This window comes from Tardisphaera saccharovorans, from assembly GCF_046635845.1.
Taxonomy (GTDB): Archaea; Thermoproteota; Thermoprotei_A; order Marsarchaeales; family UBA168; genus UBA168.
The window spans coordinates 327920-350992 of the sequence record NZ_JAQQXN010000001.1 but is presented as its reverse complement, the minus strand read 5'-3'; the positions used below and the strand labels follow the sequence as shown (position 1 = coordinate 350992).

General features: G+C 53.6%; 21 protein-coding genes and 1 tRNA gene. 8 read left to right on the top strand and 14 right to left on the bottom strand.

All coding sequences use genetic code 11. The features are described 5' to 3' along the window. Positions 1-73, top strand: a tRNA-Ala gene (locus PRZ02_RS01825). On the opposite strand, the gene PRZ02_RS01820 is transcribed toward PRZ02_RS01825, so the two are convergent. Beyond that, positions 55-1263, bottom strand: coding sequence for an MFS transporter (locus PRZ02_RS01820; protein WP_449464144.1), 1209 nt, complete (start codon positions 1261-1263; stop codon positions 55-57). The genes PRZ02_RS01825 and PRZ02_RS01820 overlap by 19 nt on opposite strands. Before the next feature lie 182 nt (positions 1264-1445). Here PRZ02_RS01820 and ppcA point away from each other — a divergent pair, with 182 nt between their 5' ends. Beyond that, positions 1446-2978 carry a phosphoenolpyruvate carboxylase gene (ppcA, locus tag PRZ02_RS01815; protein ID WP_449464143.1) on the top strand — a complete coding sequence of 511 codons (1533 nt, stop codon included), beginning with the start codon at positions 1446-1448 and terminating at the stop codon, positions 2976-2978. Here the strand turns inward: ppcA and PRZ02_RS01810 are convergent. The 5 genes from PRZ02_RS01810 to PRZ02_RS01790 all read right to left on the bottom strand — a co-directional run bounded on the left by PRZ02_RS01810 (position 2975) and on the right by PRZ02_RS01790 (position 8478). After that, entirely contained in the window at positions 2975-4696 is a 1722-nt protein-coding gene (locus tag PRZ02_RS01810) for an SLC13 family permease (protein ID WP_449464142.1), read from the bottom strand. The two genes, ppcA and PRZ02_RS01810, sit on opposite strands and share 4 nt — an antisense overlap. Before the next feature lie 46 nt (positions 4697-4742). Beyond that, complete coding sequence (locus PRZ02_RS01805) at positions 4743-5549, bottom strand: aldo/keto reductase (protein ID WP_449464426.1); 807 nt, start codon at positions 5547-5549, stop codon at positions 4743-4745. Positions 5550-5630: 81 nt separating this feature from the next. Next, a complete protein-coding gene (locus tag PRZ02_RS01800; protein WP_449464141.1) occupies positions 5631-6206 on the bottom strand; it encodes a class II aldolase/adducin family protein in 576 nt (191 codons plus the stop codon). A gap of 23 nt (positions 6207-6229) precedes the next feature. After that, positions 6230-6634 carry a ribonuclease HI family protein gene (locus PRZ02_RS01795; protein WP_449464140.1) on the bottom strand — a complete coding sequence of 135 codons (405 nt, stop codon included), beginning with the start codon at positions 6632-6634 and terminating at the stop codon, positions 6230-6232. 5 nt (positions 6635-6639) lie between these two features. After that, positions 6640-8478, bottom strand: coding sequence for an amylo-alpha-1,6-glucosidase (locus PRZ02_RS01790; protein WP_449464139.1), 1839 nt, complete (start codon positions 8476-8478; stop codon positions 6640-6642). A gap of 170 nt (positions 8479-8648) precedes the next feature. Between PRZ02_RS01790 and PRZ02_RS01785 the strand changes: the two genes are divergently transcribed. The 5 genes from PRZ02_RS01785 to PRZ02_RS01765 all read left to right on the top strand — a co-directional run bounded on the left by PRZ02_RS01785 (position 8649) and on the right by PRZ02_RS01765 (position 11939). After that, positions 8649-8765 carry a helix-turn-helix domain-containing protein gene (locus PRZ02_RS01785; protein ID WP_449464138.1) on the top strand — a complete coding sequence of 39 codons (117 nt, stop codon included), beginning with the start codon at positions 8649-8651 and terminating at the stop codon, positions 8763-8765. A 21-nt stretch (positions 8766-8786) separates the two neighbouring features. Next, a complete protein-coding gene (locus PRZ02_RS01780; protein ID WP_449464137.1) occupies positions 8787-8960 on the top strand; it encodes a hypothetical protein in 174 nt (57 codons plus the stop codon). Between the two features lie 281 nt (positions 8961-9241). Then, positions 9242-9673, top strand: coding sequence for a hypothetical protein (locus PRZ02_RS01775; RefSeq protein ID WP_449464136.1), 432 nt, complete (start codon positions 9242-9244; stop codon positions 9671-9673). Between the two features lie 86 nt (positions 9674-9759). Further along, a complete protein-coding gene (locus PRZ02_RS01770; RefSeq protein WP_449464135.1) occupies positions 9760-10962 on the top strand; it encodes a M20 family metallo-hydrolase in 1203 nt (400 codons plus the stop codon). A 35-nt stretch (positions 10963-10997) separates the two neighbouring features. Then, a complete protein-coding gene (locus PRZ02_RS01765; protein WP_449464134.1) occupies positions 10998-11939 on the top strand; it encodes an aldo/keto reductase in 942 nt (313 codons plus the stop codon). Here the strand turns inward: PRZ02_RS01765 and PRZ02_RS01760 are convergent. The 7 genes from PRZ02_RS01760 to PRZ02_RS01730 form a co-directional block, all read right to left on the bottom strand. Further along, positions 11930-13567: an ATP-dependent DNA ligase gene (locus PRZ02_RS01760; RefSeq protein ID WP_449464133.1), complete on the bottom strand. Its 1638-nt coding sequence runs from the start codon at positions 13565-13567 to the stop codon at positions 11930-11932. The two genes, PRZ02_RS01765 and PRZ02_RS01760, sit on opposite strands and share 10 nt — an antisense overlap. Before the next feature lie 449 nt (positions 13568-14016). Continuing rightward, positions 14017-14166, bottom strand: coding sequence for a hypothetical protein (locus PRZ02_RS01755; RefSeq protein ID WP_449464132.1), 150 nt, complete (start codon positions 14164-14166; stop codon positions 14017-14019). Between the two features lie 189 nt (positions 14167-14355). Beyond that, entirely contained in the window at positions 14356-15507 is a 1152-nt protein-coding gene (locus PRZ02_RS01750; RefSeq protein WP_449464131.1) for a hypothetical protein, read from the bottom strand. Positions 15508-15550: 43 nt separating this feature from the next. Further along, positions 15551-16213 (bottom strand): glycosyltransferase family 2 protein, encoded by a 663-nt coding sequence (locus PRZ02_RS01745; protein WP_449464130.1) that lies wholly within the window; start codon positions 16211-16213, stop codon positions 15551-15553. A 5-nt stretch (positions 16214-16218) separates the two neighbouring features. Next, the gene (locus PRZ02_RS01740; protein WP_449464129.1) at positions 16219-17328 is read right to left on the bottom strand and encodes a glycosyltransferase family 4 protein; all 1110 of its coding nucleotides are present in this window, start codon (positions 17326-17328) and stop codon (positions 16219-16221) included. 356 nt (positions 17329-17684) lie between these two features. Next, entirely contained in the window at positions 17685-18878 is a 1194-nt protein-coding gene (locus PRZ02_RS01735) for an MFS transporter (protein ID WP_449464128.1), read from the bottom strand. A 43-nt stretch (positions 18879-18921) separates the two neighbouring features. Continuing rightward, entirely contained in the window at positions 18922-19272 is a 351-nt protein-coding gene (locus PRZ02_RS01730; RefSeq protein ID WP_449464127.1) for a DUF2304 family protein, read from the bottom strand. Positions 19273-19754: 482 nt separating this feature from the next. On the opposite strand from PRZ02_RS01730, the gene PRZ02_RS01725 reads away from it, so the two are divergent. Continuing rightward, the gene (locus tag PRZ02_RS01725) at positions 19755-20882 is read left to right on the top strand and encodes a DHHA1 domain-containing protein (protein ID WP_449464126.1); all 1128 of its coding nucleotides are present in this window, start codon (positions 19755-19757) and stop codon (positions 20880-20882) included. Positions 20883-22031: 1149 nt separating this feature from the next. Here the strand turns inward: PRZ02_RS01725 and PRZ02_RS01720 are convergent. Further along, positions 22032-23036, bottom strand: coding sequence for a galactose-1-phosphate uridylyltransferase (locus PRZ02_RS01720; protein ID WP_449464125.1), 1005 nt, complete (start codon positions 23034-23036; stop codon positions 22032-22034). Between the last annotated feature and the right edge of the window lie 37 nt (positions 23037-23073).

Here is a 23073-nt window from a genome sequence, read left to right as displayed (position 1 = left end):
GGGCCAATAGCTCAGCTGGAAGAGCGCTCGGTTTGCATCCGAGAGGTCGCGGGTTCAAATCCCGCTTGGTCCATCCGTTACTTCTGGGTTCACCTTCGACAGAACGTAAACAGCCGCCACGTAGAAGGGTATTGAAGCGGCGAAGGTGACAAGCGGAGAAACCGTATATAGAAGGCCTGACAGCAATTGGAAAGGAACCGTTCCCATGAGAGGAACCAGCGCAAACATGCCCATCCACCTACCCCTTTGCTCTTTTCTGGTCAGGTTTCCCTGCAGTGTCTGTATTGACGGAGATAGCAGGGCACCGCTTATACCTCCGGTCACGCTCCACGCGAGCAAATCCATCATTCCAGCGGCGGACACAAAAGTCAACATGCTTATGGGGGAAAAAAGGGCTGAAAGCACCGCGGCCCGCCTGAGACCCAGCCTCCTCACGATCCCTGCTGCCGGAAGGACGAGGACTATGGTTACCAGCGAGCTCAGACCCACGAGCACACCGTAATACGCGGGAGGTATGTTCAAGGAGTTCACGACGTATATGGAAACGTAAACGGTGGAAAGGCCCGTGGCCATGCTGGCAAGCAGCGAGTAGAGCAGAAGCCTCTTGGCGGCAACGGGGGCCGTCCTGTAAGCGGAGACCGTCTGCTTAAATGATGAGATGATACCCACTCCATGAGTAGGCTTCCCGGAGTGCGTCTCTTCGAGGTTCTTGGCCCTCCAGAGCGTGGCCGCCAAGCCCAACGCTCCAGAGCAAAAGAAGCCTACCTTCAGGCCCATAAGCGTTCCGAACCTCTGCACCATTAACCCACCAACGTATGGCATGAAAACCGAAGGCAAAGTGGTTATCAGCGTAAATGAAGCAAACGCGAGAGGCCTCATCTCTGGCGGCACCGAGTCGTTTATGGTGGCGTTGAAGGCCGGAGAGTAAACGCCTGATAACGCCCCAACGATTATGGGAATGAAGAGGAGCGGCCATGAAAACACGAACACGTAGATGAACGACGAGGTTGCGGCGATGATGCTGAAAATCGTTATCACCTTCTTCCTTCCGTAAGAGTCCGCTATGGCACCTCCTATAACGTAGGATATTGCTGTGGTGGCCGAGCTAACCGCCGCAAGCACGCCGATGTAGAGCGCCGGCGAGCCCAGCGCGTAGTAGAAAAGCGACTGAAACGGGTTTACCATGCTGCCGCCTATGCTCCAGACCGCGGAACTTATGGCGAGAACCCATGAGTTATGGGAGAAGTAAAGCCTCCTTGCCATGCGCATCACCTGCGCTGGGCGCATGCAAGGGACACGGCGTGAAGTCCCTTAAAAGCAGATCCCTCAGCCGCTTCGGCAAGCAAGCGGCGCACGACAAAAGGCATTTACGTTGATTTGGACAGCGCCTAAAAGGGTTAGCTCGTGCCGGGGCCTAGCTTTTATCCAACCTACGATCACTAGTCATGATACCTCGCACGATGTCAACTCAGCACCCCGACAACGCCAGGACGCCGAGTTGGGCTACGGGAGACGTCTTAGAGGGAGAAGAAGAAGTCCACGAGGCATACCTGGCCTACAAGAGGTACGGATGCCAGGAGGTCATGTGGGACGCCGAGGGAAAGGATGTGGACGCTCACGTTGTAAGGAAGCTGCTTTCAAAGTACCCTACCTACTTCAAAAAGCGCGTGATCGGAGTGGACGTCTTTTTAACGTACAGGCTTCCCAATCCCAGGCTGGAAAAAGCGGAGAGAAAGGTCCTCATGGAGACGCTCGATCACATCCCCATGTCCTACGACGTCTCGTCCGAATTTTACGGGAAAGAGGCGCATCCCCCGATATTTGAGGCCATAATGCCCTTCACGCAGAGCGCCGACGACCTCATAGCCACGTTCAACTACTACAAGGAGGCCGTTGCGGGAAGGGAAGACATAAAGATAAAGGGAGACTTGACCGTTAAGGAGTGGTTAGGCGAGGTGAATCCAAAGATCGTAAGCGTAATTCCGCTCTTTGAGGATAGGGTGGGGCTGACAAACGCCGGCAGCATAATGCAGTCGTATCTGGAACATTCACGGGTTTCGTACGCAAGGGCGTTCATAGGTAGATCGGATCCCGCCATGAGCCACGGCATGATATCGGCGGTCCTTTACAGCAAGGTTGCCCTATCGTCTCTCAAGAAGCTCGAGAAGAGGACGGGAAAGCCGATCTATCCCATGTTGGGAGTTGGGTCGCTGCCCTTTAGAGGGCACATGAGCCCGCTTACCTACAAGAACGTGCTCCAAGAGTACGCCGGCGTGAACACGTTTACAATCCAATCGGCCTTCAAATACGACTACGACGAGGCAGCGGTAAGGCAGGCAATAAGCGATATAAACGCTTTCTCGGTGGGCGAGGCCACCCTTATGGATAATGAGCAACAGGTAATCGACATAGCGGATAGGCTTACGGCTCACTACGTCAAGGAGATCTCGGGCCTCTCGGGCCTCGTGAACGCCCTCGCAGCCCTGATGCCCTCAAGGAGGGCCAGAAGATCGCACAGGGGCATCTTCGGATATGGCAGGAAGAGCGGGCGGGCGACGCTACCAAGGGCCATAGTGTTTACAGCCGCTTTTTACACCATAGGCTTTCCTCCGGAATTGTTGGGCCTATCGGCCCTTTCAAAACTCAGCGGCAGCGAGCTAGAGGTCGTAAGGGCAAACTTCAAGTCCATGGATGAGGAGCTTAAGGCCGCTGCCAACTTCTTCTCCTGGGATTCTTTTAACGTCGTAAAAGAAGATGGAATACGCGGCGTAAAGATCGGTAGCTCCATTAAGGACTACCTCGAAGCAGACGTGAGGCAAGCAGAGCAAATGGGCATAGACCTAGGCCCCAGGGACTACGCGGGAATGAAGCACGGGCTCTTCTCTTTCATGAGCCTCATGAGCCTAAACCAGGGAAGAAGTGACGAGGCAGCAAGTCACGTAATGGAGGCGGCCGTGATAAGGCGCTCGCTCGGTTAACTGAGGGGGAAGAAAAGGGGGAGAGCAAGTACCGTTACGACCATGAGCAGGAGCGCAAGGGGTAACCCTATCCTGAAGAAGTCCTTGAAGTCATAAGCTCCTGGCTCCAGAACCATCAAGTTGGCACCGTGACTTATGGGCGTTAAGAACACCGTGGTAGTGGCCATCATAACGTCTATTAGAAAGGGAACCGGAGATGCCCCAATAGCCGCAGAGAGGTTTATGGCTATGGGTGCCATGACCATGGCAGCCGCCACGTAGTTCACGCCGTTGGCAAGAAGCATGCTTATCAGGTAAAGCGCAAGCAGCGCTATTATGGGCTGCCTCAAAGGTCCCATGAAGAGCACGCTGGAGATAAGCGTTGACGCGCCGCTTGCCTGCATGGCCTGGGCCAAAGAGAAGAACGACCCAATCATCACTATGACCGGCCACTCAACAGATCCGTAAGCCGTCCTTATGGGCACTGCCCCCGATGCGATCATTATGAGCAAGCCCACCACGAAGTCCACGCCTATGGGCACTGAAGTGAAGGCCGCAAGCGCTATGGCCGTTAAGAAGCCAACGAGCACCATGGCAACGTCTCTCCTGCCCATGAGGCTTATGTTTCCTCCTGCCGTGGGCATTAGGCCCACCTCCGAGAGAGGCCTGTTTATTTGCCCCTGAATGAGCAAGATGTCTCCGGGCTTGACCACGACCTTTGACAGCCTCTCGCATATGGGCAGGCCGCTTCTGGCTATTCCCAATATGGTTATGCCGTAAACGCTCTTGAAGTCAAGCGACTCGGCGGTATGCCCAGCGAGGGGAGAAGAAGGCATCACGACCGCCTCCTGCATCACACCAGCCTCAACTTGGCCGCCCTTTGGAACGAGCTCGATTCCCGACGTCCTCATCAAAGATGATATTTCCTCTGGCGTTGCCCTAACTATGAGGACGTCATCAACGTCCACGCTTTCCCAAAGGGCCATGAAGCCGCGCTTGAGCCGCCCTCCCTTGTAAGTTCCCAGTATCCTTCCAGGCAAGCTCTTTTCCACTTCCATTAAACTGCGATGAAGGTAGGGAAAGTCGGAGGTTACCCTGAGCTCCGTGAGGTAGCCCTCAGCTTCCACGGCCCCGGGCAAGGCCTTCGACGGAAGGAAAAACCACGATATCGCTAGAAAGGCCAGGCCGGCGGAAACCACCACTATGCCCAGAGGGGTTATGGAGAAGAACGATAGGTAGTGACCGGTCTGCTGGTAAACGAACTGCAAAATCACTAGGTTAACGGAGGATCCTATGATGGTAAGCCTCCCCGCCAGTATGGCGGCAAAGGCGAGAGGCATGAGAAACTTAGAGGGCGACACACCAAACCTCTTCGAAATCCTCACTGAAAGGGGCATCATTATTGCAACCGTCGCCACGTCGCTCACGAAAGCGGAAACGAGCGTGGTCATCAGGATGATGACAACCATCGCCACGAAGGGGCTCCCGAGCTCCGAGAGAACGTCCTCAAACCTTGAAAGCGCCCCCGACTGTATGAGAGCGTTTCCCATCACGAAGGCCGCCGCTATAACTATGACGGCTGAACTGGAAAAGCCGCTAAAGGCCTGTGCGGGCGTTATCACGCCAAGTATAACCAGCGCGGCCATAACTCCGAGACCAACCACGTCATACCTTACCTTCGCCGCCATCAGTATTATGGCGGCCACGAGGATCGCTATGACCATGAACGCCTCGAACAAGATGCCCTATGAACTAAGGCAGATTTACGCGTTTTGCAAAAATCCGTCACGCCCTGGTGAGGAACTCAAAGTCCTCAGAAGAAAGACGCCAATCTGACGCACCGGCATCCTCGATTATGTGTTCCTTTTTGGAAGCCTTCGGTATGGCGATAACGGGCTCGTGATACGTAAGCCAGTTGAGCGCGACTTGGACGGGCGTCTTTGAGTACTTCTTTGCCACCTTCTGAAGGGCATCCCCTATGGGCCCCTCACTTATCTTCCCATGCTCGATTGGGGTATAGGCGATCAGTGCTATGCTGTTCTTCTCGCAATAGGGCAGGACATCCTTCTCCGCAGCTCTATCGGTTATGCTGTACTTCACCTCATCGGCCACTATCTCGTACTTCGAAGTGGAAGACCGAGCCTCGTCCAGCAACTCCGCCGAGAAATTACTCACCCCTATATAGCGCGTAAGCCCTTGTTCCGCGACCTCTTCCATGGCTCTTATGGTCTCCTGAAGCGGAACGGAGGGGTTTGGCCAGTGAACCAAGAAAAGGTCCATGTAGGTACCAAGCCTTTGGACGCTCTTCCTTGCGGAATCCAGCAGGTCATCCCTTCTAAGGTGGTTGTGCCACACCTTACTTATGACGAAAACCTCATCCCTCTTGTAACCTTTTATGGCCCTCCCGACCAGCTCTTCGGTGTGCCCAGCTCCATACATCTCGGCGGTGTCTATAAGCTTCATCCCCGCCTCTATGGCATTCTTTATGGCAGCCACAAAAGCCTCATCAGCCGTGAGGTCGGCCGAGGTCGCCCCGCCAATTCCCCACGTTCCAAGGCCGATCTCGGGAATTTTTTCTCCCGTCCGGTTCAAGAGCTTATAATACATAAAGTATTACGGCCGACGTTTGTAAGGCTTTTGGTGTGGTGCCTTTGAGGAAAAATCCATGGGCTGTTATCGCTTTTGCAGCAGGTGCCAGAGAACCGCTATCTTGCAGTTCTGTTCCAGAACGTCCATGCGAGCAAAGGCCTCCACGCAGTCCTTACCTACTGTAACTGCTCCATGGTCTTCTATGAGCACAGCTTTATGCCCCTTCAGGGAAGAGGCGACCGCTTCCGCGAAATCCCACGTTCCGGGCACCATCTTTCCCACCACGCTGACTCCCTCCGGTAAAAGTATGCTCGCCTCTTCCGTGATCGGAGAGAACTTGAGACCCCTGCGAACCAAGGCAAGGGCGTAGGTAGGGTGCGCGTGAACCACGTAGCTCACGTCCGGAAAGGCGCGATATATGGAGGCGTGCATCCTCCATTCAGACGAGGGCTTATGAAGCCCCTCCAGGACGTTGCCGTCAAAGTCTACCAGAGAAACGGTTTCAGCCGTTATTTCCCCTTTAAGCAGTGACGTGGGGGTCACGTAGAAACTCCTGTCGTCGTTCCTCGCGCTAACATTTCCTCCCGTAGCAGTTACAAGTCCCCTCTGGTAAAGCATGCCCATGCACTTCGCAACAAGCTCCCTTTCGTCGTATGGCATAAAATCATAAGCGGTGGGGCTAATCAGGCTTGCTCCATATCCAGAACCTCGTTGCATATGCTGTCCGCCGCTGTCACAAAGGGGTCATCCCTCCTGACGTTCTCAAACGTGACCGAGGAAAACGAGGACACAAGTGACTTGACCTGTTCGTTGAGCTTCGCCATCCTCGGGTTCCTGATCGCCCAGAGCCCATTCAGCTGAGATATTACTAGCCTGCTATCCGACACAACAACCACTTCGCTCTCGCCCAACCTGCGCGCGGCTTCTAAAGCCCTCAGCACGGCCGTGTACTCTGCCTCGTTATTCGTGCAGTACCCAAGATAAAAGCCCCGCTTCTCGATCACCTTTCCGTCCTTAACCAAGAGATAGGCTGCAGCTCCAGGTCCTGGATTTCCCCTAGATGCCCCATCGGTGTAGGCATAAAGCAACGAGATCACCTCACCTCTATTCTTCTATCGCCGTACTCCAGATTTACTGCCTTTACTTCCTCAGGAAGATGAGGCTCAAAGCTTGGTACATCTGCCCCATTGCCGGAAGCTCCCAGCACGCCATCGAAGAAAGCCATAAGCGCTAGGGCGCACGAGGCGACATGCCAAGCGGGGCCAATGGGGTCAGGTGACTCTCCTGAGTAAGCGGCACTGATGTAAGCTGGGCCGCCTGAAAGCAAAAGCTTGAACACTTTATTCAGCGATTCCCATCCAAGCTGATGAAAGCCGTACCTATAGCAACCGAGCGCGTAAAGGGCCGTGAGCTCCGGCCACACCGCTCCCATGTAGTACTGCTTTGGGTCGTACCTGAGATCCTTGGAAGACATGGACCTAAGGCCCCAAGGCGTCATGAAGTCTTGCCCATAAAGCCTCTTGATCACAACCACTCCCACGTCCTCAGGCAACATGCCCAAGGAAAGGGGCACAACCGACATTGCAGAAAGGACCACGTGCTTCTTTCCTTCTCTATCTACGCGATCGCAAAGCAGACCATCTTCCTGAGAGTAAAACGACGAGAGGGAAGACACCATTTCGCTAGCCCTAACGTGAAGCTCGTCAGCCCTACGCTCGTCTCCAAGCGCTGAGTAAAGCGAGGCAGCATCGTCTAGTGCCTTTATCACCAAAGCGTTTACCTCAACACATGCCCCTTCCCTTTCTAGCGACATGGAAACTGGCCATCCGACCAGCAACGAAGAGGGATCGCATGCGAATAGATCGCCGACATACCGCCTCTCGCTCGTTAGGAACTCCATAGCCATGTCGAGGTTTGCGCGATGCTCCTTTAAGACCGTGAAGTCCCCGCTCCATGCCACGTAATCCTCTAACGCACTGACCCACAAAGGGGTCGTGAGTGCAGATGCGTATCCCGTCTCGAGCTTATCTGGCGTCATTTGAGGATCCAGCGTTATCTCATTGGGCATGAGACCCTTTCTGTCCCCCTGCCTTACTTGATAGGCTGCAACGAGCCCAATGGCCTCTCTTGACCAGCGATAAAGCCCAAGCCTGTTAGCTGCCATGGAACACCATAAATCGTCAGCGCCCAGCACCCATGAGAACACGGGCAGGCTTGAAAGCCAGCTCCCTCCTATCGAGGAATCCGTATGGGATCTCACTAAAAGCGATGAACAAAGGCCAAGAGCAGCATCCACGTCCTCCAATCCGGTCTTAAGGGCGACGGGCTGGAGGCGCACTTGTTCCTTTCTCCTTCCAGCCCAAGAGGCACTAACCTTGAGCAATCCCTGCCCGCTTCCCGTGGCCGACCACCCAGAAAATCTCATGGAATCTGAGGACACCACCACCTCAACGCTTTGCCCAGCTTCCAGGGCACCGTAGAACCTCAAGCCATCTCTTCCATGAGACGGACCTATTACCCTCATTTTTTTACTCCCTTCAGGCCACATGAACCTCATGGAAGGGGATAGCTCGATCCCTACCTGCCCCTTAAGCTCAAAGTAAACGTTCAAGGTGTCGCCTTCAAACCACATCGCTGACGACCCGTTGTTACCGTAGAGCCATACAGCGAAGGAGGGATCCCAGTAGACCCACTGGCAAAGGCCTTCCAACGGAGTCCCGTTAAGCGTCACCTTTATCGACTTAAGCAGTTCGACGTAGTCCATCCAAAGACCTGTTCTCGACCTTCCCTCGGGGTCAGGCTGAGGGTAAGACCCATCCCCGTTTAGCACGAGGTGCGCTGAAGCGCCTTTGAGAAATATCATGGCGCTTTTGGGATCCAACTTCACGTTGCTAGCTCTCGCCATCTCGAGCATTTCGTGAGGACGCATCATCACGTAAGCCCAAGGGCTGCTTTTAACTCTGACGGGATTTAGGAGGCGGAAGTCCTTAAGGGATGGAATAAATAGCCCCCTCACACATGTATTTATAGGTTGTTCCTGTTATTTACAATCGATGATAACGTTTACCAAGGTAAAGCTCTATCCAAAGTGAGAGGCAGAAGGTGCTGCTGGAGAAGCGCTTCGGCGCCTGCAGGTTCGCGTGGAACCATTTCCTAGAGGTAAGGACGAAGTACTACGCGGAGCACAAAGGCGACAAAAAGAAGGGCCTAACCCCTTAGACCTTAAGGATGCTGACAGAGATGAAGAAACAGTACCAGTGGCCGAACGAGGTCAACTCTCAGAGCCTGCGGCAATCTCTCAGGAGGTTGGACATAGCTTTCAGGGCGTTCTTCAAGCATGACGCCGACTACCCCAACTTCAAGTCCAAGAAGAGAGACCAGTACTTTATCGTGTCTCAGAACTTTTTCGTTTAGCAAAAGGCTCGTGATCCCAAAGTTTCGGGAAGGCAGAAAGTTCAGAGACCACGGGGCAATACCCGAGAAGGTCCATCAGGTCGTCGCGAGAGAAGGAGATCGCTACCTTGGGCCTGTGCGGGCTTTACCCCGTAAAGGTAGACGGCGGCCATTGAGGCAGAAGCCTCGTCCGAAAGGACAAGGCAGTTCGCTCTTTTGGCCGTTCTTAAGCAATTTTAATTAGCAGAGCATTTTTCACTGCGCTAACTTTATAATTCAAAGCGCAATAGGTTGTTAGATGGATGCGTGACGAGATAGAAAGAGGGATCATGGCGGGCGTAATATCTGGATCAATTTACTCGATTTTGGTATCCGCGTTTGCGTGGTTTGCCTATCTGTCTTTTCCCGCTTATCAGACCACGTGGTATTCCGCTATGCCCTTCATCGTAACGCAAAAACCTGACGTGCCCATGGTCGCGTTGCTTTCTTTTGCAGGAGGAGCGCTACTCAGCATGTTCTTTGCCTTTTACAACAACAAGATACCGGGAAACAGCTCCATGGAAAAGGGGGTGTTTCTCTCGCTTTGGCTCATGGACATCTCGTCTGCGGCTCTGGCGTTCGTGGGAGGGCAGGAGAACTACTTTTACATGGCAACCCCAGCGGTCTTCTTCGCTCCCCTCTACGGGCTGTCTTTGGGATTTCTTTTCGACGCGCTTAAAGGAGGTAGCCGTTAAAACAAGGCGCACGTAAGGGGCGCGTCCCAAGTTTTCTACAAGCCTTTTCGATTGCTAAGCTTTATTTGCCGCTGTTTTAATAGCGCATGCCTGACTTTTCTGAATACAAGGAGTTTGCAATAGACGTAATGAAGCACATGATACCCCTCAAGTCGGTAAGCCCAGCCGCAGGAGGCGAGGGGGAGGGAAAGAGAGCAGATTACCTGCTATCTCTCATAAACCAGATAGCCCCGCAGGCCGAGATAAAACAGCTTGACACGAAGGATGAGTTCGGCTACAGAAGGCCCAACATAATAGCAAAACTCGACATGAAAAAAGAAAAGACCGTATGGGTTTTTTCCCACATGGATACCGTCTCGGAGGGTGACCTGGCCGCTTGGAAAACAAACCCTTACGAAGCCGTTGTTGACGGCGATAAGATATATGGTAGGGGAACCGAGGATAACGGCCAGGCCCTGGTGGCATCGCTCGTCGCCATGAAGGCGCTGGCAGATGAACGCGTAGATCCGAAGTACAACTACGCCATAGGCCTAGTAGCTGATGAGGAAATAGGAAGCGTTTACGGGCTGAAGTACGTGGTCGAAAGGTACCCGTTTCTTCCAGGCGATCTCTACCTGGTCCCGGATGCGGGCAGCCCCGATGGGCTTGACATAGAGATAGCCGAAAAAGGCGTGATGTGGCTTAAGTTCACCGTACTGGGCGTCCAGTCGCATGGCTCCATGCCATCCAAGAACGCTAACAGGATAGCCATGAAGCTCTTGCTTCAGGTAGATGACGTCCTTCACAAGAAGTACGATGCGAAGGACCCGCTCTTCGCTCCTCCCACCTGCACCTTTGAACCAACGAAGAGGGAACCAAATGTGGGGAGCATAAACATAGTTCCGGGCAAAGACGTAAGTTACTTCGACTGCAGGATCCTTCCCAAATATCCCGTGGCTGACGTTCTAGCTGACGTTATGGCGTTGGCTCGTGAGGCCTCCGAGGAGAACGGGGTCAACATAAGCGTTGACCCCGTGGTCATCGACGATCCCGCGCCGCCTACCGACCCAAACAGCGAGGTGGCTCAGAGGCTCAAGTCTATCATAAAGAGGGTGAGAAACGTCGACGCTCGCTTTGTGGGAATCGGAGGTGGAACGGTTGCGGCCGTCCTCAGAAAGAAGGGATACCCTGCGGTTGCTTGGTCAACCGCCGTGGAGACTGCTCATCAACCCAACGAGTACTGCAAGATCTCCGACCTTCTTGCGGATGCTCAGGTCTTTTACGCCATGGCCGCAGACAACTCCACTTGAGCTTCGAAAGCTTATAACCTATTTTTTCTTTTATTATGGATTACGTTAACCTAGGAAACACGGGAATTAAGGTATCGAGCATAGGAATAGGCGCGTGGCAGGCAGGCGGGAGCTTCTGGGGCTCCGACGTCAACGACGAAAGCGCCGTAAGAGCACTAGTAAAAGCCCATGAGCTGGGCGTGAACCTGATAGACACGGCGGAGGCCTACGGAGACGGCCACTCAGAAGAGGTCGTGGGCAAGGCCATAAAACAGATAGGAAGGGACAACGTCGTTGTGGCCACCAAGGTTCACGGGGGCCACCTTCATCACGACGATCTCCTAAAGGCCGCGGAAAACAGTGCGAAAAGGTTGGGTGTATCTGAAATCGATCTTTACCAAGTTCACTGGCCTGATCCATGGGAGCAAGTCCCCTTGAGGGAAACCATGAAGGCCATGGAAGAGTTGTACAAGAAAGGACTTATAAGGGCGATAGGCGTTAGCAACTTCGCCGTTAGGGATCTCAAAGAGGCCAGGGAGCACCTTTCGATAGTTGACATAGCTTCGAATCAAGTGCGTTACAACATGCTGCAGAGGGAAATAGAGGAAGAAGTGCTTCCATACTGCAAGAGAGAAAACATAACGGTGCTAGCCTGGAGCCCTTTGGCACAGGGAGCGCTTACGGGCAAGTACGGGCCCAATAGAAGGCCATCGGACAACGTGAGAAGGGGCAACAAGCTGTTCTCAGATTCCAATATATCTGTGGTGGAGAAGCTCATCCCAGTTCTAGAGGAAATAGCTAGGGGAAGAGGTAAGACCGTAGGGCAGGTGGCCCTCAACTGGCTCCTGAGAAACGGGGGCGTTATACCAATACCTGGGGCGAAGAACGAAATACAGGCTCAAGAAAACGCGGAAGCATCAGGCTGGTCTCTTACCGAGGGGGAGCTCAAAATCATCGAGCGCGCGCTTTCCTCTTTGAAGCTTAGCTATTATCCCTGAGCCTTAAATAGCTCCTCCACCCTTTGCAGGTCGTCGATCTCATCTAGTTTTTTGTCGGCCCTCACGGAGATTATGCGCGGGAACCTCAGCGCGTACCCGCTTTCGTAGCGCGCGCTCCTCTGGATTGATTGGAAGCCCACCTCGATCACCAGCCTAGGCAAAACCCAAACGGTGTTTCCCTTCTCTCCTATCTTGTTCCTCATGAAGAAGTCATGGTAGTCGCGAAGCTCTTCGTCGGTTAATCCCGAGTATGCCTTCCCTATGGGCACAAGCGTCGGATCGTCCCTCGAGCGCCTGACCGCAAACACGTAGTCCGATAGTAGCCCCTTCCTCTTTCCATTGCCGTACTGCGCACCTATTACCACGACGTCAAGCGTATCTAACGCTTTCTTCAGCTTGAACCACCTCTTTCCGCGAGCACCGGGCTGGTAAGTAGATTCCGGGTCCTTCGCCACGATGCCCTCGTTTCCCCTAGCGATCGAATCCTTGAAGGCCCTTTCTACATCTTCAGGAGCGCTTACTTCCTTGAACGGTGCGCAGTTATCGTAACCCAGGGCAAAAAGCTCACGTTTTCTTTCCACAAGAGGAAGATCAAGAAGTGACCTGCCTTTTGCGTAAAGTGCGTCGAACGCTACAAACTTGAGAGGATGCTTCTCCCTGCGCCCTTCATTCCTTAGCAGCTTCTGCAATGAAAAGAACCTGAGCCTTCCCCCTCCCTCGTAAATGAGCTCTCCGTCAAGCGCAAAATCCTCGTTCAGGCGAGATATCTGCTCCACGATCTCGGGAAAAAAGCGGGTCACGTCATCCATAGCCCTTGAATACAGCCTGACCTCCCCTCCCTTCTTGTGCACTTGGAGCCTTATGCCATCGTACTTGTCCTCCACATAGCATCTGCCCATGTCATCTATTATCTGGCGGGCACTTGAAGCGGGCTCTGCCAGCATGGGTCTGATCGGCGTAAAGAGCGAAAATCCCGCGTCGGAAAGCCTTCCCTCTTTCGCCATCACCGCGACCTTGCTCATATCGTTAACCAAAAGGTACGCTTTCCTGACAGCTTCTTTGCCAACAGAGAAGGCCTCAGCTGCCGCCTCGGCAATGAAGCCCTCGCTTACCCCTATCCTCATGTCAGATGTCAAGATCTTGATCAGGTACTTTGCCTCGAGCGGACTGGAATCTAGCAAGAGCCCCGTCAAGGTCATGACTTTTCTCTTCTCCGACCCAGATCCCTGCGCGGACCCGATATCATCCATACCATCCCTTATCCTTTTCAGGGTGAGCTGCCCTCTCACGAGGGGTGCGGCGTGTCCCGAAGAGAGGAGCTCCATGGCCACCTCCCCAAGATCTCCGTGCTCTTTGTAGAGCTGAAGGAGCTGATCGTCGCTGAACGTAACAACCTGGCATAGGGCGTCGCGAACCGTCGCAAACGCGACGTTTGCCCTTCCTTCCGAACTGCGGACGCGCGATGCCCTTCCGAGTAAGAAGTCAACGGCTATGCCCAAATCCTCAGACTCGAGGTTCCGCAAATAAGAGGCGAGTAACCTCACCTTTTCGCTATTTGAAGAAGTTGAGGAGAGCTTCTCGCACAGCAATGAAAACTCCAAAAAAAGCGCGGAAGACGCGGCTTTCACGAGATTACGGGATCTACGGCTATACGCTTTTTTCCGATCGCCACCTCAAGCTGCTTTCCGAGAGCCTTGAGCCCAGAAGAACCCTAACGATAGGAACGAAAGGCCCATCTTAGCAAAAAGAGCAATGCCTATGCCTCCCGCCATGCCACCCGCATGGCAAAAGACAAGGAACGCAAGGAGGCAGTGGCATTCGTAAATATGAGCACCAGGAACGAAGAACTTACGGAGAAGCTGCCATAGTAGGCAAGCGATGAATTGCCGTAAAGCATTACTACGCAAATAAAACGCGAGCAGCGTAGATGACTCATGAACATGTCCACGCGTACGAAGGAAAACCTGTGTGAGCGCCTTAGCATCTACCTTGAACTCCTCCTTTTTCTGCTTGGCGCTACTTTGCACCTTTGACTCTGAAAGCGACCTGTGGACGTAGATGGCCAGAAGGGTCGCGGTCAGGGGTCCTTCCTTCCCCTCTTGTCGGCCAAAGGCCCGAACATCATGGCACCCACCGCCCTTGCCACGAGCGTTGCCGTCAAAGCGCCCGCAGCGTAAACCGCCTGAACGTAAGCCCCGCGCCAAGGTAAGGCGCAAGGTAAACGCAAGCTATAACGAGACCCAGAAACGCAACCAAGTAAACGTCATAAAGGTCCATCATCCAACCCAAGAAAAGCGGCACAACGGCCGTCCTGGACGCCGGGGCCCAGCCTATCGTACCAGTTTTTCTCTTCCATTATATTCAAATGGGAAAAATCTATAAGACTTATGCCACACATTTCGAATTAATCGCATAGTCAATCCCAAGAGTAAGGCCACCCCTTCTTTCTCCGCTTCAAAGTCCAAAAGACAACCACTGCGCAGGCGAGCGCGATAACGCCGACTAGGGTGTAAAGCACATCTCCTTTCAGGGATATGCCGGCGCTTTCCTTCGGAGGTGGAAGCCAACCGGTCGAGGTTCCGTTGGCCCCCACTTCCCATGACATGGGCGCCGTCTCGTTGAAAGCCAAGAAGAAGACCGTTCCCTCGTATGTCCAGCCCTCAACCTTGCCCATGGGCCCTGACAGCTTCCCCTTCGCGTAAGTGAAGTTTACGGGGTCGCTGCGGTTTAGCGCAACCCAGAACTCCGAAGGGGCTCTCGTGAAATTAAGGACTAGATAGTCAGTGGTGTTAGAGCTAACGGCGAGCGTGAGCGCCAAAGGACCCTTGTGCACGAACTCCACAGCACCTTTCATCGAGGTAACCTTACCAAGGTAGTCCATCGACATTGGGAACCCATCTCCGCTATAGCCTTCCACGGTCACTATAATGGGAACAGAAATCGAGAGCAGCTTCCCACGCACGGAACATGTAACTTCAATCCCTTCCTCGAGAACCGATGAGGGAAGACCCGACGGAACCGAAAAATCGCCCGAAAGCTCATCTCCAGATTCCAAGAGAGATGCGTTGTTCTCCTCAAGAGTTAAAGTTGGGCCAAACGAACTGATCACCACGTTCAAAGGTACCTGCTGGCCCGCCAGCGCGGGGAAGACCGTACGCGAAGAAATCGAAACAAGCTCAGCATCAACCAGGAGAGGCACCCTTTGTATGTAGAGGGTCCCCTTGCGGCCATTGAGACTGTAGTTTACGTAAAGGGTTCCGCTACCCGTCACGTTAACAACGAGGGGAACCTCAACCGCGGAAAACGCGGGAACGTCGACGCCATCGACCCGCGCCTGCAGCCTCACCCCCGGGGACGCGTAAAAAGACGGTGAAGCGTACGCGGAATACGGAGAGGGATTAACCAAGTAAAAGTAATAGGTAAAGGCTATGGGCATTGAAGATAAGCCTACGTAAATGGGTGACATTGAGGGGATGAGTTGCATGGGCTGCTGCGCTAGGACAGGATTCTGGTAAACGCTCAAGGCTACCAAGACGAGCAAAAGTACCCTTGCCGATTTCATTGTCACGATGATACGCGTTTCGCGTTAAAATCGCTTTTCCCGAAAGTTATCACCTCAGGCCGGCCCTTAGGGCCTGATAAAATATGAAGAAACCATCCCACCACTTCGTCCCCTTTTTCCCGCTGTGAGGTTTCGCCTTTATGGGAAACTCAGATATGCGCAGTCCTCTCCTAGCTATGAGCAAGACGCTTTCGGAGGCCCAGCCATATCCCCACTCGGTGACCTCGTCGACGAACACCCGGGCAGCCCTTCTCGAGTATATCCTGAAGCCCGATTGGCTGTCAGCTATCTTTACCCCTGACAGGGTCGAGATCTCCCAGGCCAGTATGCCGTTTGCCAGCCGCCTCCAGAAGCCCCCTTCCCGCATATCCCTTGAGCCTATGAGGAGGTCGACATCTTCGAAGGTCTCCAACATTGGGTCAAGGTATGCCGGATCGTGCTGCCCATCTCCGTCTAAAGTCACGATTACGTCAGCTCCCTTAATCAACGCGTATCTAAGCCCCGTGGAGGTAGCCGCTCCCGCCCCCATTGATACTGGATGAGATATGACGCGGGCTCCGGCCTTGGCCGCAAGCTTCTTCGTCATGTCCTCGCTGCCGTCGTTAACTACTACGACCGCGTTAACCCGCTTCTTGGTCTCCTCAACCACCCAAGATATGGTCTGCTGCTCGTTCTTAGCGGGTATGACCGCCATGACTACTGGCTTTGCCAAGGCAACTACCCCTTCCTCAAGGCCGCAATAAGGGCCGAGTAAAGTTGCTCATAAGAGCTCACCATCGCGTCCCACGTCATGCCCTCAGCCATTTCCCTTCCTTTCAGCCCCATCTGGGCCGCAACCGCTTCATCATCTAGCTTAATCATTGCATCGGCAAGCGACCGCGGATCCCTGGGATTAACCAAGAAGCCGTTTACACCGTCTTTTACAAGCTCTGGAAGCCCTCCTACTCTCGTGGCTATGACCGGTAACCCAGATGACATAGCCTCCAGCACGGTAAGCCCAAACCCCTCTGACCGGTCAATGCTGGCAGAAACATATGCATATGCCGAGGCATACACTTGGGGAAGAAGTTCGTCAGGGACGTCGCCTAGAAACTCGACGGACTTAAGCCCCATAGATGTGGCCTTGGCCTCGTAGAGCGGCCTTTGGGATCCTTCACCAACAACATGAAGCGGCCTGCGGCCTCCAGCCTCGATGTATAGCTTGTAAGCGTCAAGGAGGATATCCAAACCCTTGTAACGATGCCATCTACCCATGGCCGCCACAAAAAGGAAGTAATCGCCGCGCTTGCCCGGCCTGAACCTGTTAACGTCAACTCCGTTCCTTATCACAAAATAATTGAAGCGGCTTAGCAGTCTTGACCCTTTCGGGTACACGCTCGTCGTGGCAACTAACGCAGAGAATGCCTTGAAGTACGCAAAGGCCAAGAGGTCGTGGGCGCCAGCCAAAAGGCCAGCCAAAGGCGTTACCGCTGGAAGATCGTTGTGGTACGTCAGAACGACTGGCTTGTGGAGAAGTTTCCCTGCCACACCCGCAGCAAAGGCAAAGGCCGGATTCGGAAACTCTACTTGAATAACGTCTCCGCCTGAACGAATAAGTGAAAAAAAGAGCGATGGGCATATGGGTACCCCGAAGAAAAGCCCTAAGGTACGATGACCGTGCACGCGTACCCCGTTCGTAACGCGATCTCCAGGAGGCAGGGGAAGGCTCGAACAATACACATCAACCTCGTGTCCCCTAGATACAAGGCCCTCCGCTAAGTTCTTGCAGTGGACCTCCTCCCCTCCCCTCCAAGGGTAGTAGAAGCTGTTGACCAGGGTTACGCGCAATTCGATTAACGATCATGCGCTTCTAATAAGCGTATCAGCCACATCCATAGATAAGGCATCACACATTTAAAAAATGTATTTACGTGATGAATTAGCCATAACGTAAGCCACTGATCCTTGCGGGTGGCTTCCAGTGAATGCTTCCGGTGGCGCGCCTCTATCTCGCTGGCGCGCACCCCAACTGACCCGTGCCCTCCTTGAGATGTTGGCCGCGCTTAGGTCGCAGACCGAGTCCAGTCGGATAACATCCGCAAAGCGCCTTTACGCCAACTCACACCATCGTTCTATCTTCCAGTCCCGACGGACGAGATCTCCGGCGACGGTTAATATAAAGAAGGCCTTTGACCCGCATGGAATCATGATTTAAGGCAAATTCGTTGACGGGTCCTAATACCTTTGGTAGTTATGAGAAGTACTGGAACTGCAGCCAACAACGCAAACACGGACGCTATCTTGAACGACGTCAAGAAGCCCAAGGCGTCAATCAGGGGACCTACCATGAAAGGACCCACGGCATTTCCTATGGTTCCTGCCCCAAAAACGATGGCCACACTTGAGTTTGTGCGGCCGCCGATTCCAAGCTCTGACGCAAAGGCAAGTGCAGGGGCGGAGCCTATATAGCCAAAGAAGAAGGCCGCAAAAAGCACTGGCAACCCGACCACACCACCAACGAAGCTGTAAATCATGAAGAGCGCACCTGCAAGACCGTAAGATACCCAGATCACCAGCTTCCTGCCAAGCTTATCGGAAAGAAAGCCGCCAAGCGGAAAGGCAACTATACCGGACGCTATGACAGCGCTTGTGAGAACCTCCGAAAGGCCAACATTCGACGTAACGCTATCAAGGTACGAAGGCGTGAAAGACGAGAAGGCCCTCGTGCTTATGGCATTGAAGGCGTAAGCCAGAGCGAGAAGAATTATTGGAGAAAGTAAAAGCGACATTAGGCTCCTCCCATCATCTCCTTTGGGTTTTGTCTGGACGGCTTGGTCGAGTGGGACCTCGAACACAGCGCTCAGCAACACCGCCGTAACTATGGCTGGAACTATCATGGCCATGAGGGCTGCTGTCCAACTTAGCCTAAGTGCGGAGAAAAGGGCCGCCACTATGAGCGGTGCGCTGAACATACCGATGTTGCCGCCCAGCTGGTGTATTCCGATAGCGCTTCCCCTTTCCTTTGCGTCAAACGCAACTGAAACCGCTCCTATTCCCTGCGGATGATAGGGCGCGAGCGACACTCCAAGCAGGAAGGAGTCGATCAGGAACTCCGGAAACGTGCGCGAGAAGGCGAAAAGCGCCATGGAAAGCGCCATGCCCAGAAACCCCGCGACCATGGCGTGACGCTGCAGCCCGCGCTTCTCTGCAAACCTCGCTATAGGGGTTTGAAGGGCTCCCGATGTCAAGAGGTAGAGCGCAACCAGCACACCGCCCTCGAAGTACGACGTCTTAAAGTCGTATCTCATAATGACTAGCAGGGGCGGCAGCACGAAGTTGTATATGTCATTCGTGAAGTGAGCGTATACGAGTAGAGATAGCAGCCCCCTTTTCTCCAATTAAGAACTCCCAAGTCCACACCTTACGGAGAGGTTATAAACGTTACGCGTTGTGCGGCTCGTCTTTCGCTTCTTCAATGGCCCGATCTTGAACAGCCTTCAAGACGACCTTTTGAAGCTCGTTTACTCTTTCTTCAAGCCTGTAAATCATAAACAGAAGAAAGACCGAAAACAGCCCGTAAAACAGGTTAATCGGCAACGCAATTCCAAAGTAAACCGTGATGGCCGAGAAAAGCCAAGGGAAGGTCGCGAAGACCCCCACCAGCAGCCACACCATAACCCAAATCGCTGATTCTCCTCTGCCAAACTTCCCCCTCTTGGCCTGGACATAAGTATAGGCGATGAAAATCACCGCAAGGGCGTCAGCCAAATAGGAGTAAAAGTGCACGCTCACAGCACCCCCTTTAAGGAAAATCCCTGCTCAAGCTCTGCCTTTACCCGATTCGAGCGCTCCGAGGGGATCACGGCCAACATTCGCTCAACCCTTAAAAACGTGCCGATGCCAGCGCTGTGGACTGAGGCGCGATTTTTAGCAGCTACTTACGTTATCAGCAAACTGCCCTTTCAAGCGCAAGGTTTCCGGTGGGGTTTTCTGGTGGGACTTCCGGTGGCGCGCCTCTATCTCGCTGGCGCGCACCCCAACTGACCCGTGCCCCTCCTTGAGATGTTGGCCGCGCTTAGGTCGCAGATTAAACCGCAACTAGGGCACTAAGCTCGCTTTCGTTTGCTTCTGCGATGTGACCTGCTCGAAGGGGATGCCTTCCCCCGTGGTTCAAGCCTCGCTTTGGCCTCTAGGGAACGCCTCCGAAATACCTATACGCTGGTGCCATATGCCTCATCTCTCATCCTAACGGATGTAAATCTCTTGTGATCAAAATGAAGGCTTCCATAATATCTCATTCAGCGGACGTCGATGGATTGATGGCCGCGTTCTTCGTCATGGTGAGGGAGGAGTCCCGCGGTAACTCGGTCGAGGTCAAGTTCTCTGATTACGACGACATGCTTTTCAACTTGGAGGCCTCAGATGGAGAGTTGATCTACGTCTGCGATCTAGGCATCGATAAGGAAAAAGAGCAGCGGCTTGTTAACCTAGTTAAGGATAAGATCGCTTACGGTACCAACGTAACATACATAGATCACCATCCAGACGATCCAACGGTGCTGCGGGCACTGAGTGATTTAGGCGTTAACGTAATACATTCTCTAGATGACTGCGCTGGTGTGCTTGCGTACAGCTCATTCCAGAAGGAGATACCTCAGAGATACGCGATCTATGCCGCATACGCGGCCATTGGAGACCATATGGAAAAGGGCAAAATTGCGTCTCAAATTATGGCAAAGGTGGACTCGATCCTAGCGTACTTTGAGGCATCGGTGCTGACGCTGGCAATCGACAAAAAAGACAACATAAAGTCAGGGCTTTTGGCGTACTTAAAGCAGAGTCCCTTTTCCCACAGCTATCCCGGTGTCATGGAGGCAGCCACTAAGCAACTTGCACAAATGGAGGAATTCTCCAAAAGGCAATTTCACGTCGAAAAGGGAACTCATTACTCATGGGCCCACTCAGATTGCTCGTTCTTCACTGGTAGAGCCGCCACGCTCATGCTGCAGCTCCTTCCCATTGACGTAGCAGTCGCGTACAAGCTCGACGAGGAAAGAGGCGCTTACGACGTATCGTTTCGTTGCGCGACCGACGTGGATATCGACCTGGGGATTCTTGCGCATGATGTTGCCACATGGGTCGGCGGCACGGGAGGTGGTCACAAAAAGGCCAGTGGCGCGAGCGTACCCAGTAATAAGCTGGAAGACTTCCTGAAGGCCATTGCCCAAAGGTTGCGAGGCTTAGCTCTTCTTGTTAAGGGTTACGAGGTTAAGGCCCCCTACCTTCGTAACGGTGACGTATCCCTTCTCCTGCAGGGACATCACGTTTCTCCAAAGCGTTGTCTTTGGTATCGGAAGCGCACCCAGCAGCTCCGATTGGAATGCCTGACCCCCGTGGGATGACAGGTACTGCACTATCATCTTTTCCTCGGCGTCGAGCTCCGCCGGCAGCGTCCGCTTGCGGCCCTTGAGCCAGTAAAGGGCAATTGAAAGGATCACCGCGATGGCCACCAGCGCTACCGCAATCAAGTAATTGGCCGGAAAACCCGATGAAACCCGCAACTCGAGGCTTGAGGAGATCGAGGAATTGGTCGCCAAACTTGCCTCAACGACGAAATTTCCTGGAGAAGCGGGCCTATAGGTAAGTACCGCTACGCCTTGAGCCCCGGTGTCGTTCTCACCAACCCGAGAGCCATTGATGAAGAAGTCGACGGCCTGCCCGCCTACGGGTGAGCCGTTATAGGAGATTGCCTCTGCCCTAAGCTCCACGGCTTGGCCCACCAGCGCAGAGGACGGCACCGCGCTAAGTTGCAGTTGCTTAACCATCGATATTAGGTGGATTGGCTTCAATATTATAACCTGACCCGGTCCAATGGTCACGTTAACGGTCCGCGCGAAGTAGCCAGGAGCGCTCAGAGTCAGCTCGTACTCACCTGGAAGAAGGGTTAAGTTAAAGCTTGCCCCCCTGCTTACCGCCCTACCGTTAACAAAGGCGGTTGCGGCCGGGTAAACCGTGCCTATCACGTAACCAGGTGCCTGAGGTATTGTGTAGTTCAAGGAATTTGCGCCAGCTGGCATCGAAACCAGGACCGAACCGTTAACCGTTGATATTGAAACTGGAGTGCTTGACCATGAAGTCAGCTGCGCACTGCTTGGCAACATCACACGCACAGGCGCAGAGAAGTCCCAGTAAACGGACCAAACGTCCCCGTACTTAGAGGTCATCGCGTTCGAAGAGTAAAGCACCCCCACCTTTATGTAGCCCTCCGAGTCTACGCTAACGCCTCCCGTGGTATAGTTAAAGGGCAAGGGCTGCGCTGGTTTTGTGCCATTGTATCCATAAACAATCACAAGAGACGACGAGGTTGACCCGTTAAGTGTCAAAAACGCCCTCTGGCTCACCACGTACCAAACTTGGCTCACGAGAACAGACCCATCGGGATAAACCGTCATGTTGACCGAGTAAAGCACTGGCTGAGGCTGAACTGCATAGGTCATCGCGAAGGCGACGGCCAACACAACGATGACGATAGCGTAGCGAGATATCACGCCTTACTTGATGGCGGCTCTTAAATACGTTGCGGCCTGCTCAGGCGTGACCACGTTTATATAAGTTCCTCCTCCTATTTCATAACCCGCCCATATGGAGAGCTTTGGATAAACCTCTATGTGCCACTGAAAGCTCCTGTGCGCATCCCAAGGAAGCGGAGCCATGTGCCAAGCCAAGTTAAACGGAGGGTCGTTGAGCACCGATGCAAGGGCCCTCAGCGTTTTAGAGAGAACGTCTGAAAGCGATGGTATGTCAGTACCCAGGGGAGTTGGGCCAGGCTTCTTTGGAACTATAACGAAGGAATAAGGAGTTATGCCGGCCCATGAGGCAAAGGCATAAAAAGACGCGTTCTCGTAGATCGCCCTCTGCGATTTCGACTCCTCTTCCGCTATGGTCACCAGGGATTTCCCATCGCTGAACGCCTCGTCCTCAGCCGCTATTACCGCTGGAACGTGCTCTGAGGCAACTATTTGAGTGTGGGCATGGCTTAGGGACGCGCCCGCTTCCCTACCGTGATTTCTGAAGGGCAAGATGGACTTGATGCGGTTATCCTTGGAGAACGCCTCAACCCTGTCTAAGATGGCCCTTATGACGAGCTGTCTCTGGTCTTCAGGAGCTATCCAAAAGTGCTGATCGTGCACCGGTGACTCTATGAGTACCTCGTGATATCCATACGCCAGCCTTGTGGGCTCAACGCCGGGTGGCGCGGGCGTAAGCGACCCTTCCTGCACCGAGAAAGCGGGGAAAAGATTCGGCACGACCCTGACCAGCCAATCCCTTTTTCTCTCGTTTGGCCCGTCTGAACTAACCCTTACCTGACCTCCTTCCCTTGTGAGCAAATAGGTAGCCGGCGGCGTTTGCACCTCTTTTCCAGCGCAAAAGGGGCACTTTTCGCTGCCGTGTTCGGTCGCGGCCACGACCTTGAAGTCAGACGGCCTCCTGCTCCTGCTCGGCGCAAAAACCACGTATCTGTTTATTAGATAGTCCCGCCTTAACTCAACCGACATGCATCAGTAAGGCAAGTAAAATAAAAGCGATCCGCTT

What these genes read in the sequence shown, in the direction of transcription:
- PRZ02_RS01820 (WP_449464144.1), bottom strand. Translation starts at nt 1,263, where the DNA reads ATGGCAAGGAGGCTTTACTTCTCCCATAACTCATGGGTTCTCGCCATA.
- ppcA (WP_449464143.1), top strand. Translation starts at nt 1,446, where the DNA reads ATGATACCTCGCACGATGTCAACTCAGCACCCCGACAACGCCAGGACG.
- PRZ02_RS01800 (WP_449464141.1), bottom strand. Translation starts at nt 6,206, where the DNA reads ATGCCATACGACGAAAGGGAGCTTGTTGCGAAGTGCATGGGCATGCTT.
- PRZ02_RS01790 (WP_449464139.1), bottom strand. Translation starts at nt 8,478, where the DNA reads ATGATGCGTCCTCACGAAATGCTCGAGATGGCGAGAGCTAGCAACGTG.
- PRZ02_RS01780 (WP_449464137.1), top strand. Translation starts at nt 8,787, where the DNA reads ATGAAGAAACAGTACCAGTGGCCGAACGAGGTCAACTCTCAGAGCCTG.
- PRZ02_RS01775 (WP_449464136.1), top strand. Translation starts at nt 9,242, where the DNA reads ATGCGTGACGAGATAGAAAGAGGGATCATGGCGGGCGTAATATCTGGA.
- PRZ02_RS01770 (WP_449464135.1), top strand. Translation starts at nt 9,760, where the DNA reads ATGCCTGACTTTTCTGAATACAAGGAGTTTGCAATAGACGTAATGAAG.
- PRZ02_RS01765 (WP_449464134.1), top strand. Translation starts at nt 10,998, where the DNA reads ATGGATTACGTTAACCTAGGAAACACGGGAATTAAGGTATCGAGCATA.
- PRZ02_RS01725 (WP_449464126.1), top strand. Translation starts at nt 19,755, where the DNA reads ATGAAGGCTTCCATAATATCTCATTCAGCGGACGTCGATGGATTGATG.
- PRZ02_RS01720 (WP_449464125.1), bottom strand. Translation starts at nt 23,036, where the DNA reads ATGTCGGTTGAGTTAAGGCGGGACTATCTAATAAACAGATACGTGGTT.